We start from the raw sequence: 13730 nt of genomic DNA on the forward strand, positions 1-13730 counted from the left end.
AGCCAAGAGCGCGCTCGCCACCGACACGCTCGCGCGCAGGCGGTGAAGGACGCCGAGGGTGCTGCATGGGAAGGAAAGCGCCGCCAGGCTCGCGGCAGAAGAGGGCCCGGACCGGGACACGGACATGGCCCGGGCGGGGGCCCTGGCATGCCCGCCGGCGAGAAGCCGGCTGATTTTCGCGGTACCATGCGCGCTCTGCTCGCGTTCATGGGCCAGTTCAAGGTGCATCTTGCGGTGATCCTCATCTTCGCGATCGGGTCCACGCTCTTCAACATTGCCGGGCCTAAGGTGCTCTCAGAGGCAACCACTGCGCTGTTCGAGGGGGTCGTGGGCACCATCGCGGGTACGTCGACGATCGACTACGCGCTGATCGGGCGCATCCTCATAACGACGCTGGTGCTCTACGTGTTCTCGGCGGTGTGCTCGTGGGTGCAGAGCTGGACGATGACGTACGTGTCCCAACAGATATGCTATCGGCTGCGCGGTGCTCTTGCGCGCAAGATCGACCGCATGCCGTTTGGGTATTTCGAGAAGAGCGCCACCGGCGACACGCTCTCCCGTATCACCAACGACGTGGATACGCTGGGTCAAAGCCTCAACCAAGGCGTCACCCAGATGATCACCTCGGCGGTCACCATCGTGGGGGTCATCGCCATGATGCTCTCCATCAATTGGCTGATGACGCTGATAACGCTGGTCATGGTACCGGTGTCGCTGGTGCTCGTTATGGTGGTGGTGCGCCTGTCGCAGAAGCACTTCTTCGCGCAGCAACGGCTGCTCGGGCAGGTGAACGCGCAAGCGGAAGAGACGTTTTCGGGGCATGCGGTGGTCAAGGCCTTCGGGCAGGAGGATGAGACCGTTCGCTTGTACAATCAGGCGAACGATGCGCTCTATGAAGCGGGTTGGAAATCGCAGTTCCTCTCGGGTCTCATGCAGCCGGTGATGAGCTTCGTGGGAAATCTAGGCTATGTGGCGGTGGCGGTGGTAGGGGCGCTGCTGGCGGTGCGGGGCGCCATAACGGTAGGCGACATTCAGGCGTTCATCCAGTACGTGAAGAATTTCACGCAGCCCATCACGCAGCTGGCTCAGGTGGGCAACGTGCTGCAACAGATGGCTGCGGCAGCCGAGCGCATCTTCGCTTTTCTCGATCAGCCCGAGCTCTCCGACGACACGCGCGCCCATGGCGGTCTCGTCTCGGCGGCGCAGATGCGCTGTGACGTCACCTTCGATCATGTGCGTTTCGGATACGCTCCCGACAAGCCGGTCATCAACGACTTCTCTGCTCGGGTGCGCGAAGGTCAAACCGTTGCCATCGTGGGGCCCACCGGCGCGGGCAAGACCACCATGGTGAAGTTGCTCATGCGATTCTACGAGGTGGATGCGGGTGCCATTCGTCTGGGCGACACCGATATCCGTGACATCGCTCGTAGCGATCTGCGCGGTTTGTTCGCTATGGTGCTGCAGGATACCTGGCTGTTCAAGGGCCCGATTCGCGAGAACATCCGCTATGGCAAGCTTGACGCTACCGATGATGAGGTTGAGCGCGCGGCGCAAGGTGCGTGCGCTCATCATTTCATCATGACGCTGCCAGGTGGCTACGATTTCGAGATCAACGAGGAAGCCAGCAATATCAGCCAGGGGCAGCGGCAGCTGATCACCATCGCCCGTGCGCTTCTTGCCGACCGACGCATGCTCATCCTCGATGAGGCGACCAGTTCGGTGGATACACGCACTGAAGCGCGCATCCAGCAAGCGATGGATAATCTCATGGAGGGTCGCACTTCCTTCGTCATCGCGCATCGGCTCTCCACCATCAGGAATGCTGATCTGATCTTGGTGATGCAGCAGGGTGACATTGTGGAACAGGGTACCCACGATCAGCTGCTCGCAGAGGGCGGCTTTTATGCGGAGTTGTATAATGCTCAGTTCGCAGGCTACGACGAGGCGGAGGACGAGGGTGTTTAGAGAACGCCGTCAGATGAGCGATATGTATCGGATGCAACCGACGGAGTGCGTGTCGGTATGCGACCGATCTACGTTGCTTCCTGCCGGGGTGGTGCGCGTGGCCGATGAGGCGCTCGCCGCTGAGCGGCTCGTGCCTGCCCGCTTCGCGCATCTTCATGGAGACGCATCAGAGAAGGTCACCATTGCCGCTTTCGACTTCGATGGAACCTGCATCAGCGGCTCATCGCCTAAGAAGCTGGTGGATGCGCTCGGTCGGAGCGGCCGCTTGTCGCTTTGGAAGCTCTTTCGCATTGGATGCTGGGGGCTTGCGTACAAGCTGAATCTGCCTAAGGATGCCGAAGGGGTGCGCACGCGTGTGTTCAGCGCGTTCAAGGGCGATCCGGCCGTGCAGGTGAATGCGTTTCTGTGCCGTTTCTTCCATCAGCGCATCGCACCGCTGTACCGCACGGACGCTGATGCTGCCATGATGGCGCACCTTGAGGCAGGGCATGCGGTCGTGCTCGTTTCTGCATCGTTTGAGCCTATGATCGCAGCAGCCATGGTGGACCATCCCATCGAGTTTGCCTTGGCAAGCCGCATGAAGATCGACGCGGCAGGCGATTATACCGATCAGGTCGATGGGTTGCCGACCGAAGGCCCGGAGAAGATTGCGGTTCTGGAAGAGTTCGCGGATAGCTACTTCGGCGCTGGTCGATGGGAGCTTGGCTGGGCGTACGGCGATCACTACAGTGACGTTCCCATGCTGCAGGCCGCAGCGCATCCGTGCGCGGTGACGCCCGACAATAAGCTGCGCCGCTACGCCGCAGACCATGGTTGGGACATTCTCGAGTGGACCTGAGCGCCGCTAACCTGAAAAAAACCTGAAAGATAGCGGGTTTTCCTGCCGTTCGCACCTCCCGAACGGCATTTCGCCGCTTCCAGCGTATTATCGCGGGCTGAACTATTCTGGTTTGGACCGCATGGCGAAGAAGAGGGGATCATGGATCTGCAAAAACAGGCACGCATTGTCGATTCTATTCATGACACGCTGAACGATTTCGTCGGGCAACGCATCAAGGTGCGCGCGAATATGGGCCGCAGCAAGATCGTTGAGACCGAAGGAACGCTCACGCAGGTGCATCCACGTTTGTTCATCATGGAGGTGGAGCGCAAACGCGGGCGCACGGCACGTCAATCCTACCAGTATGCTGATGTGCTGACGGGCATGGTCGAGCTCTCCCAGGATGGCGAGCCGCTGTTCGGTGCGTTCATCGACGATGCGCAGCCAGAGCCTCAGTCGGAAAACCTCGAGCTGTTCGAGGAGGAAGAGCGCGTGCTCGCATAAGGAGCGTCGCGCCCGCTTCTAACGGCGCATCAGTGGCGCATGGTGCCCGTATCGGCAGCGCGCTTGCGCTCGCTGCGTCGTGCGCGTCGGCGGGCGCGCAAGAACATCGCAATGACCTCATCTGAGAGTCCGCATGCATGAGCAGTCCCTTTTGCGGGGCTGCTCTTTTTGGTCGCTCTCAAGTTTTGACCGCTCTCGGATCCGGGCATTTCTCAGCTTGGGAATCGCTCGTTTTCACGCTCTTTTGCGAGGCATCTTTACAGAGCGTGATCCGCGCGTTAAAATCACTATTGAACAGAGTGTTGATTTGTGCACGCAACGTTGAAAAGGTGCGGATGACAACAGCCATGGCGGCATCGGTGCAGATGCCTTGTGCGGAGGTTGACCGGCGCATCGCCCGCTCGAAGCGCGCCTTGCGCATGGCGCTGATCGAATTGGCGACCGAGCGCGGGATGGATGGTTTCACGGTCAACGACCTGTGCGAGCGCGCCGATCTGAATCGCGGTACGTTCTACAATCATTTCAAGGGAAAAGACGATCTTACTCTGACATTGCAGCAAGAGTTCATGGATGAGATAGGCCGCTTTCGCGATCGTATGCAAGAGCTCACCTTGGTGGACCTTGCGAAGATCAAGGTGACGCGTCGGCCCCTTCCGGTATTGGTCGAACTGTTCGATTACCTGCGTGAACAGAGTGATCTGCTCGGCGCCATGCTTGGCCCGACCGGGGATGCGAAGTTCTGCCAACAGCTGCGTGACGGGTTGTGTGCCGATCTGATCCGGGGGCTTCTGCACGAGCGCTATCGGCGCGATCCCACGCCGTTCGTGGAGTACTACATCGCATTCTATTCCGCCGCCTATCTCAGCGTTATCACGCGATGGTTGCAGACGGGCATGCGCGAAAGCTCGGAGGACATGGCGCGCATCGCTATGCGATTGTTGCTCATCAAGCCCGGTGAATCCCTGACGGTATGAACTAACCAGGAGAGAGTATGGCAGAACAGAACAAGCATATTGGCATCGATGTCGGCTCGACGACGGTGAAGCTGGCGGTTCTTGACGACGAGAACACCGTGCTTTGGTCGGTGTATCAACGCCACCATGCTGACGTGCGCGCCACCATCATGGACGTGCTGCGTCAAGCAGCCGCACAGTTTCCCGACGAAGCGATGACGATCGCCATCACGGGCTCGGGCGGCCTTTTGTTGTCTCAGTGGCTGGACATCACCTTCGTGCAGGAGGTCATCGCCAGCAAAACAGCCGTGGAAGCCTTCATCCCGCGCACGGATGTCGCTATCGAGCTGGGCGGCGAGGACGCCAAGATCATCTATTTCGATAACGGCATCGAGCAGCGCATGAATGGGACCTGCGCAGGTGGCACGGGCGCGTTCATCGATCAGATGGCAGCGTTGCTCGATACCGATGCGGGCGGCTTGAATGAACTGGCCAAGACGCATGAGACCATCTATCCTATCGCGAGCCGCTGCGGCGTGTTCGCCAAGACCGATGTGCAGCCGCTTCTGAACGAAGGGGCGCGCAAGGAGGATATCGCGGCCTCCATCTTCCAATCGGTGGTCACGCAAACGATATCGGGTTTGGCTTGCGGACGCCCCATTCGGGGGAACGTGGCGTTTTTGGGCGGACCACTTCAATACCTGCCTGAGCTGCGCCATCGTTTCTATGAGACGCTTGAGCTTGCCGATGACGCTATCATCGTGCCTGAGAACGCGCATCTGTTCGTTGCGTCGGGCTGCGCTATCGCAGGTGCGGTGGAAGGCGCGAAGGCAGAGCCGCTCCGTGCGGTGCTCGCGCGTTTAGAAGGGCTCGGTGACGTGCAGGGCAGTGAAGTGGTGCGCTTGGCACCGCTGTTCGAGAGCGATGCGACCTATGCTGCGTTCAAGGAGCGCCATAATGCCGAGCGCGTGCGCCGTGGCAACCTTGAGGCGTATCGCGGTGCCGCCTATCTGGGTATCGACGCAGGCTCCACCACGTTCAAGGCGGCTTTGGTCGGGCGCGATGGCGAGCTGCTCTGGTCAACGTATGCATCCAATAAGGGTGATGTGCTGGGGTGTGCGAAGGCGGCCATCGCAGAGCTCTATCGTGTGCTTCCCACCGATGAGGCGGGCCGCCCGCTCGTGAGCATCGGGCATGCGACGGTCACCGGCTATGGCGAAGGGCTGCTGCTCGAGGCGCTGCGCGTTGATTCGGGGGAGATCGAGACGGTGGCGCATCTGCGGGGCGCACAAGAGATGCTGCCCGGCGTTGAGTTCATCTTGGACATCGGTGGCCAGGACATGAAGTGCCTGCGCGTGAAAGACGGCGTGATCGACCATATCATGCTGAACGAGGCGTGCTCGTCTGGCTGCGGTAGCTTCATCGAGAGCTTTGCAAGCGGGCTCAATCTGGAAGTGGCCGACTTCGCTCAAACCGCCATTCAGGCAAGCGCGCCGGTTGATCTGGGGAGTCGTTGCACCGTATTCATGAACAGTCGCGTGAAGCAAGCTCAAAAGGAAGGTGCTACGGTCGGCGATATCGCAGCGGGTTTAGCGCTTTCGGTCATCAAGAACGCGCTGTTCAAAGTTATCAAGATACGCGATCCTCACGATGTGGGCACCAAGGTGATCGTTCAAGGCGGCACGTTCTTGAACGATGCGGTGCTGCGCGCCTTCGAGCAGCTGGCGGGCGTGCACGCGGTGCGTCCCGACATAGCCGGTAACATGGGCGCCTACGGTGCGGCCTTGCTGGCACGCGATCGCGCAGCTTCGGCATCTGCGGGAGAACGCCAGAGCGATCAAGAGCAGACGCGCTCCACGTTGCTGTCGCTCGAAGAGATCGAGGCGCTCGCACCGACGCATCGCACGGTGCGGTGCAAGGGGTGCTCCAATAGCTGCTTGCTCACGGTGAACGACTTCGGCGTGGATGAAGCCACGGGCAAGCATCGGCGCTTCATCACTGGCAACCGTTGCGAGAAGGGCGAGAGCCTTGGCACCGGCACGCAATCGTCTGACGTCCCTAACCTCTTCGCCTGGAAGAGCGATCGGCTCTTCAAGCACTACGAATCGCTCTCGGAAGAGGATGCGTCCCGGGGAGTGGTGGGCATGCCGCGCGCGCTCAACATGTACGAGAACTACCCGTTTTGGTTCACCTTCTTCACGAAGCTGGGTTACCGCGTGGTGCTCTCTGACCCGTCCACGAAGAAGACCTACGAGGCAGGCATCGAATCCATGCCGTCTGAGAGCGTGTGCTATCCAGCCAAGCTCAGTCATGGCCATATCATGAATCTGCTCGACAAGCATCCGGATTTCATTTGGATGCCGTGCAGCAAGTGGGAGCGCCAAGAGGACGACACGGCGGGCAACCACTTCAACTGCCCCATCGTGGCGAGCTATCCGGAGGCGCTGCGGCTCAACATCGACGAGCTGCGTGACAGCGATGTGGCCTTCGTGGCCCCTTGGCTTCCCTATGACAACAAGGAGAAGCTGAAAGAGCGCCTGTGGGTGGAACTCTCCGACACCTTCCGTGCGCAGGTGGGGGCGAAGGGTCCTGCGCTCACGCGCGCGCAAGTGGAAGCGGCCGTCGATGCGGCGTGGGAAGAGGACGAGGCGTTCAAGCGCGATGTGCGCCGTGCGGGCACCGAGACGCTCGCATGGATGGAGCGCACCGGCACGCATGGCATCGTGCTGGCAGGACGCCCCTATCACCAGGACCCCGAGATCAACCATGCTATCCCCGAGCTGTTGCAAAGTTTCGGGTTGGCGGTGCTGACGGAGGATTCCGTAGCGCACCTCGGCCAGCTTGAGCGCCCCATTCGCGTGGTGGATCAGTGGATGTATCACACGCGTCTCTATGCTGCGGCTAAAGTGGTCACGCAACGCCGCGACCTGGACATGATCCAGCTGAACAGCTTCGGATGCGGACTGGACGCTCTGACCACCGATCAGGTGCAGGAAGTGCTCGAAGCGGCGGGGAAGGTCTATACCGTGCTCAAGATCGACGAGGTGTCGAATTTGGGCGCAGCGCGCATCCGCGTGCGCAGCCTGCTGGCGGCATTGAAGGACCAAGCAGACCGAGAAGCGGAGGCTGCCGCCGATGCAGCCGCTGCTTCTCGCCCGTGCCCGGCAGCGTGCATCACCGATATCGGCGTGGATGCGCTCGTGCCGGATAGCTTCACGCAGAAGGCCGACGGGGTGGTGACCGCCGAGCTCGAACAGCGCGCAAGCACCTCTACTGAGTTCGCGCGCGCCCAGTTCACCGAGCAGATGAAAGAAGAAGGCTACACCATCTTGGCCCCGCAGATGGCACCGTACCATTTCGAGCTGCTCGTGCCGATCTTCCATCGCTTCGGCTACAACGTGGAATTGCTGCCATCGGTGGACACCGGTGCGGTGGATGCGGGGTTGAAGTACGTCAATAACGACATCTGCTATCCGTCCATTCTGGTGACCGGCCAGATCATGGAAGCGGTCATGAGCGGGCGCTACGACACCGACAAGCTGGCAGTGCTGATCACCCAAACGGGCGGCGGGTGCCGCGCGACCAACTACATTTCGCTCATCCGCAAGGCGCTCAAGGCCGCAGGTCTTGCGCATATTCCCGTCATCGCCATCTCGTTCAAGGACCTCGGCGAGGACAACCCGGGTTTCTCCATCACTCCGCAGATGCTCTATCAAGCCATCTTCGCGTTGCAATATGGCGACCTTTTGATGATGTGCCTGTACCGCACGCGTCCCTACGAGGCGGAGCCCGGCAGCGCAACGCGCCTGTTCGACCATTGGGTGGACCACTGCAAGCAACAACTTGCACGTGGCGTGAAGATGGGCGAGTTCAAACGCACGGTGCGGCGCATCGTGGACGATTTCGACACGTTGCCGCTGGTAGGCGAGGGCACTAAGCCGCGCGTTGGGGTGGTCGGTGAGATCCTGGTGAAGTTCCATCCCACTGCCAACAATCAGATCGTCGACCAGATTGAAGCCGAGGGCTGCGAAGCGGTGGTGCCGGGGCTGATTGAGTTCTTCTTGTTCGGCATGGCTGGCGGTATCTTCCAGCGCCAGATCGGCAAATCGGCCAAAAGCGCGCTGGGCAGTCGCATCGGGCTTGCGGCCATCGCCAAGCTCCGACGCCCGGTCACCGAGGCGCTGCGGCGCGCTCAGCGCTTCGAGCCTCCAGCGGACATCTACGAGCTAGCCGAATACGCCAGCGAGATCTTGAGCCTGTGCAACTCGATGGGCGAGGGGTGGCTGCTCACCGCCGAGATGGTGGAGCTCATCCGGTCGGGTTGTCCGAACATCGTCTGCACGCAGCCTTTCGCCTGCCTACCGAATCACGTGGTGGGCAAGGCGGTTATCAAGGAGCTGCGCCGCCGCTATCCGGAGAGCAACATCGTCGCGGTCGACTATGATCCGGGCGCCAGCGAGGTGAACCAGCTCAATCGTATCAAGCTGATGATCGCGGTGGCGAAGGCGAATCTGGCGGCCAAGGAAGGACAGGCGCGTACGGTGCGCCTTACCCATGCGCAGGGGATCGACCATGCTGAGCGGGTTGCCGAGCTGGAGATCGAAGAGGAATCCGTGGCGTGACCCGCGTGCATTTCGGCATAGCGACGCGCCTTCCACTGCGCGATCTGCGCCTCTCGAAGCGCAATCTGATCTATCGGACGGGCCGTGGGCGCTACTTGTTCAAAGATGCCTGGCTGCGCGCCGATCGGCGGCTGTGGGCTGAGCATCGGCGACGCTGTTTGTTGAACTACGATCTATCCATGGCGTATTTTCGGCAGCTCTCTCCCGAGGCGTTCGATGCGGCGATCGAGCACGTGCGGGCATCGTTTCCGCAGCTTGAGGCGGTGGAGGATTTGCGGACGCTTGAGGGGGTGCAAGGCGTGTATCTGATGGTGCTCGATAAGCATCGCCAGGCGTATGTGGGCAAGGCGTGCGGCAAGCATGGCATCAAGCATCGCATCGTGCGTCATTGGCGCAATGCGGTGCCCTTCGATCGTCTGCTCTCCGGCGAGCCCGAGGAATCCATTTTGCCCATCGACGCGTTTCGCATGCTCGACACCACGCGCATCTTCGCTTGTGCGGCCGATGAGGTGCGTGCGGGAGAGCTCGAGCGCGCGTTGGTGGATGCGATGCCGCTCGCGTTCAGTCTGAATCGTACGAAAGGCGGAGCGCTTGCGGGCGGTCTGCACGAGGCCATCCAGCACCGGCGCACGCGCGATCTGCGCATCGTAGGAGAGAAGTAGATGTCCATGGGAGATGCGGGAAAGATCACCATCGTGCCAACACCTATCGGTAACCGAGGCGATATGACGCTGCGCGCACTGGAGGCGCTGCGCGAGGCCGATGTAGTGTGCGCGGAAGACACGCGGGTGACAGGTGGTTTGCTCGCGGGGCTTGACATCTCGAAGCGCTTGGAACGTCTTGACGAGAACGCGCTGGATCAGCGCGCTGCCGATGTGGTGGCGCGTGCGGCGGCCGGAGCGCGCATCGCCTATTGCTCTGATGCTGGCATGCCAGGGGTGTCCGATCCGGGGTTACGGCTGGTGCTGGCCGCACGCGAGGCGGGCGTAGACGTGGAAGTGCTGCCCGGCGCAAGCGCGGTCACAACCGCATACGTGGCCAGCGGCACCGTCTGCCCGCGCTTCTATTTCGGCGGGTTCTTCCCTCGGAAGAGCGGCGAGCGCGAGCGCGTGCTCGAAGGCCTGCGCACGCTTGACGCTGCGCTCGTGTTCTACGAGAGCCCGCACCGTCTCTGCGATGCGCTCGAGGCGATCGCGCGCGCGTATCCCGCGCGTCAGGTGGCGGTCTGTCGCGAGCTGACGAAGCTGCATGAAGAGGTCGTGCGCGATACCGCTGTCCGCCTGTGCGCTCAGTTCAACGAGCGCACCCAGGTCAAAGGTGAGATCGTGCTGGTGATCGACGCGCCCGCGGCAGCAGAAGGAGAGCCGGACGTGGCGGCGGCGCAGGAGTTGGCTCGTGCGCTCGTTGCGTCGGGTGCAAGCGTGCAGGAGGTGCGTCGGGCGCTCCAAGAGCAAGCGGGCTTGTCTCGCAATGCCGCCTATGCGATGGCATTGGAGACGGCACGTGACTAGCGCGAGCTTAGCTTTGCGCACCTGCGCCCTCGCATCCGGAGGCGCTGTGCGCTCTGCGTCGTCAACGGGTGCTCAGCTCGTCTGCATCAGCGGTATGGACGTGTGGCTTACCCGCAAGCGCATCAAGAACCTGCATATGCGCATAAAACCGCCCGATGGGCACATCGAGATATCTGCTCCCTTGCGCATGCCCGCTGCTCGGATCGAGGCGTTCGTGGAAGAGAAGGCAGCTTGGATCGCTCGACAGCAAGACGCCATCGCCAAAGCGCCTCTCTCAGTGGCAGAGAGCGCTTCTGCTGAAGAGCAGGCGGCGTGGAAGGCGGTGGTGAGCGCGTGCGTGCCGCCGCTCGTGGCGGCATGGGAGCCTCTTATGGGGGTGCGCGCTGGCACCCTCGTCTACCGCAACATGAAGAGCCGCTGGGGCAGTTGTCAGCCCGCTACGGGACGCATCTGCATCAATACGCGCTTGGCGCTCTATCCGCCGGAGTGCTTGGAATACGTGGTCGTACACGAGTTGTGCCATTTGCTGGAGCGCGGGCACGGTCCTCGGTTCCGCGCGCTCATGGACACCTTCATGCCCGATTGGCGAGCACGGCGCGCCAAGCTGCGCTGAATCGATCACAGTCTGGGAAATCATTGCGGCAAACGGGCTGATTTGTGCTATCGTGAACCCGTTCCATATTCCATGTGAATAGTCTGATGGATTCCACCTGCCGAGATTCGCACCTTCCGTGTGCGCGTGCAGGCATAAACGAAGGGAACGTAGTGAAATTCTTCCTTGACACCGCTGATCTGACAGAGATCGAAGAGGCAGCCGCGTGGGGCGTACTGGCTGGCGTCACCACCAATCCGACGCTGTATGCCCGGGTAGGGGGCAAGCTGACCGATTTCGAGAACCACATCAAGCGCATCTGCGATGTGGTGGGGCCGGAGTGTCCCGTGTCGGCCGAAACCGTTGCCATGACGCGCGACCAGATCGTGGCCGATGGGCGCCGGTTGGCCGCTCTCGCACCGAACGTGGTTGTGAAGGTGCCCACCATGGTAGAGGGCCTAGCGGCTACGCGCACGCTGGCAGACGATGGCATCCGCGTCAACATGACCCTGTGCTTCACTGTGCCGCAAGCCATGCTCGCTGCTCGTAGCGGCGCTCGGTACATCTCGCCCTTTATCGGTCGCTTCGATGATATCTCTGAAGACGGCATCGCGCAGGTGGCCCAGATCGCAGAGGCGGTAGGCAACTACGATTTCACGGATAGCACGGTAAACGGTGAGCAGATCGAGATCATCGCCGCGAGCATTCGCAGCGCCAACCATGTGACCCAGTGTGCGCTGATGGGGGCCGATGTGGCCACCGTGCCCTTCGGCGTGCTGAAGAAGATGGTGAAGCATCCGCTGACAACGGCGGGCATTGAGAGCTTCTTGAACGATTGGGAGAAAGTAAAGTAGATGGCAGAAGAAGCGAAGACTGAAGAGACGCCGGTAGAGCCTCCGAAGCGCAAGCGCGGTCGTCCTACGAAAGCGGAGGCAGAAGCGCGCCGGGCACTCGAGGCTGCGGCCGCAGAAGCGGCTGGCAATCAACCCGAGCCCGAAAAGGCCGCTCCGAAGAAGCGCACGCGCAAGACGACGGCGAAGAAGGCGGAGCCCGAAGCGGCGCCCGCAACAGAAGAGCAGCCCGCAGACGAGGCGCCCGCACCGAAGAAGAAACGCGGACGTCCCAAGAAGGCCGAGACCGAAGCAGCTTCAGCGGCTGAACCGTCCGATGCGCCCGATGCTGCCACATCTGCGAAGGCCGACGATGCCTCAACCTCTGATGGGGCTGGCAAGACCGACAAGGCAGAGGCTAGCAAAGCTGAGAAAACGGATGCTGACAAAGCCGAGAAGGGCGACGAGCGCACGCCAAAGCGCTCGGTGAAGGTCAGTGGGAATGCTGCGAACTCGGGCGCTCAGAATACTCAGAGCAACCAAAATGGCCAGAACAGCCAGAACGGTCATGCTAACCACAACGGGCGCAATCGCAATCGCAATCGCCGTAACCGCAACGATCGCAACCGGGAGTACGTGCCAAGCGTGAGCAGGGAAGAGCTTGAAGAGCTGAAGCTTCCCGAGCTGCGCGAGAAGGCCGCCGAATTGAGCATCGATGCATCCGGCATGAAGAAGGCCGACATGGTGGAGGCCATCTATAAGGCGCTCGCCATCGCCGAGGGCTTCTTGGAAGTGGGCGGCATCTTGGATATCTTGCAGGATGGCTATGGCTTCTTGCGCACCGACGGATATCTGCCTGGCGAGCATGATGTGTACGTGGGGCTTTCCACGATTCGCCGCAACGGTCTGCGCAAGGGCGACCTCGTCACGGGACAGACCCGTCCAGCCCGCGAAGGCGAGAAGTTCGCCGCCATTCAAAAAGTGCTCACGGTTAACGGCATTCCCATCGACGAGCTGGGGCATCGCCCGAAGTTCAGCGATCTGACGCCGGTGTTTCCTGACGAGCGACTGCTTATGGAGCACGGCAAGAACACCACCACCGCCCGCGTTATCGATCTGGCAGCACCCATCGGCAAGGGCCAGCGCGGTCTGATCGTGTCGCCGCCGAAGGCGGGCAAGACCACCGTGTTGAAAGACATCGCCGCTGCCATCACTGCGAACAACCCCGAGGCGCACCTGATGTATCTTGGCATCGACGAGCGCCCCGAAGAAGCAACTGATATGGAGCGCTCCATCAGAGGCGAGGTGGTCTCGTCCACTTTCGATATGCCCTCCGAAAACCATATTCAAGTAGCCGAGTTGGTCATCGAGCGTGCAAAGCGCTTGGTCGAACAAGGCAAGGACGTCGTGATCCTGCTGGATTCCATCACGCGTTTAGCGCGCGCATACAATCTGGCGCAACCTGCCAGCGGGCGCGTGCTCTCTGGTGGCGTGGATTCGACGGCGCTCTACCCGCCGAAGCGCTTCTTGGGCGCCGCGCGCAACATCGAGCATGGTGGCAGTCTTACCATTCTGGCGTCGGCGTTGATCGATACCGGCTCGAAGATGGACGAGGTGATCTTCGAAGAGTTCAAGGGCACGGGCAATATGGAGCTCAAGCTCGACCGCAATCTGGCTGATCGCCGCATCTTCCCGGCCATCGATCCCATTACGTCGGGCACGCGCAAGGAAGAGCTGCTGCTCGACCCGCAGGAAGCGCCGCTCATCTGGGCAGTCCGCCGCATCTTGGCGAACATGAACAACACCGAGCGCGCGATGGATATGCTCATCAAGTCGTTAAAGCAGACCGACACCAATGCTGAGTTCCTGTTGCGCACTGCCAAGAAGGCGCAGACGCATCAGGGTCGCACCGATGAGAACTTCGAGTTCTAAG

At 61.2% G+C, this 13730-nt stretch carries 11 protein-coding genes; 10 read left to right on the plus strand and 1 reads right to left on the minus strand.

Annotated elements, in window-relative coordinates; translation table 11 throughout:
* The first annotated feature begins 147 nt into the window (after positions 1–147).
* The 3 genes from NFR19_RS02530 (at position 148) to NFR19_RS02540 (ending at position 3289) form a co-directional block, all read left to right on the plus strand.
* A complete protein-coding gene (locus tag NFR19_RS02530) occupies positions 148–1965 on the plus strand; it encodes an ABC transporter ATP-binding protein (RefSeq protein ID WP_251212249.1) in 1818 nt (605 codons plus the stop codon).
* 31 nt (positions 1966–1996) lie between these two features.
* Entirely contained in the window at positions 1997–2803 is an 807-nt protein-coding gene (locus NFR19_RS02535; protein WP_251212212.1) for an HAD family hydrolase, read from the plus strand.
* A 141-nt stretch (positions 2804–2944) separates the two neighbouring features.
* Entirely contained in the window at positions 2945–3289 is a 345-nt protein-coding gene (locus NFR19_RS02540; protein WP_251212213.1) for a Veg family protein, read from the plus strand.
* Between the two features lie 178 nt (positions 3290–3467).
* Here the strand turns inward: NFR19_RS02540 and NFR19_RS02545 are convergent, their stop codons facing one another.
* The gene (locus NFR19_RS02545; protein ID WP_251212214.1) at positions 3468–3638 is read right to left on the minus strand and encodes a hypothetical protein; all 171 of its coding nucleotides are present in this window, start codon (positions 3636–3638) and stop codon (positions 3468–3470) included.
* On the opposite strand from NFR19_RS02545, the gene NFR19_RS02550 reads away from it, so the two are divergent.
* From NFR19_RS02550 to rho, 7 genes are all read left to right on the plus strand, one after another.
* On the plus strand, positions 3625–4263 hold the full coding sequence (locus NFR19_RS02550; RefSeq protein ID WP_251212215.1) for a TetR/AcrR family transcriptional regulator: 639 nt from the start codon (positions 3625–3627) through the stop codon (positions 4261–4263). The two genes, NFR19_RS02545 and NFR19_RS02550, sit on opposite strands and share 14 nt — an antisense overlap.
* Before the next feature lie 17 nt (positions 4264–4280).
* Positions 4281–8864, plus strand: coding sequence for a 2-hydroxyacyl-CoA dehydratase (locus tag NFR19_RS02555; protein WP_251212216.1), 4584 nt, complete (start codon positions 4281–4283; stop codon positions 8862–8864).
* On the plus strand, positions 8861–9526 hold the full coding sequence (locus NFR19_RS02560) for a hypothetical protein (RefSeq protein WP_251212217.1): 666 nt from the start codon (positions 8861–8863) through the stop codon (positions 9524–9526). Before NFR19_RS02555 ends, NFR19_RS02560 begins: the two co-directional genes overlap by 4 nt.
* Complete coding sequence (gene rsmI, locus NFR19_RS02565) at positions 9527–10375, plus strand: 16S rRNA (cytidine(1402)-2'-O)-methyltransferase (protein ID WP_251212218.1); 849 nt, start codon at positions 9527–9529, stop codon at positions 10373–10375. It abuts the gene before it with no gap.
* A complete protein-coding gene (locus NFR19_RS02570; RefSeq protein ID WP_251212219.1) occupies positions 10368–10988 on the plus strand; it encodes a M48 family metallopeptidase in 621 nt (206 codons plus the stop codon). Before rsmI ends, NFR19_RS02570 begins: the two co-directional genes overlap by 8 nt.
* 152 nt (positions 10989–11140) lie before the next feature.
* Entirely contained in the window at positions 11141–11821 is a 681-nt protein-coding gene (locus NFR19_RS02575; protein ID WP_251212220.1) for a transaldolase family protein, read from the plus strand.
* Positions 11822–13729 (plus strand): transcription termination factor Rho, encoded by a 1908-nt coding sequence (rho, locus tag NFR19_RS02580; protein WP_251212221.1) that lies wholly within the window; start codon positions 11822–11824, stop codon positions 13727–13729.
* Position 13730 lies beyond the last annotated feature (1 nt).

It is taken from the genome of Adlercreutzia murintestinalis (genome assembly GCF_943192905.1).
Lineage (GTDB): Bacteria > Actinomycetota > Coriobacteriia > Coriobacteriales > Eggerthellaceae > Adlercreutzia_A > Adlercreutzia_A murintestinalis.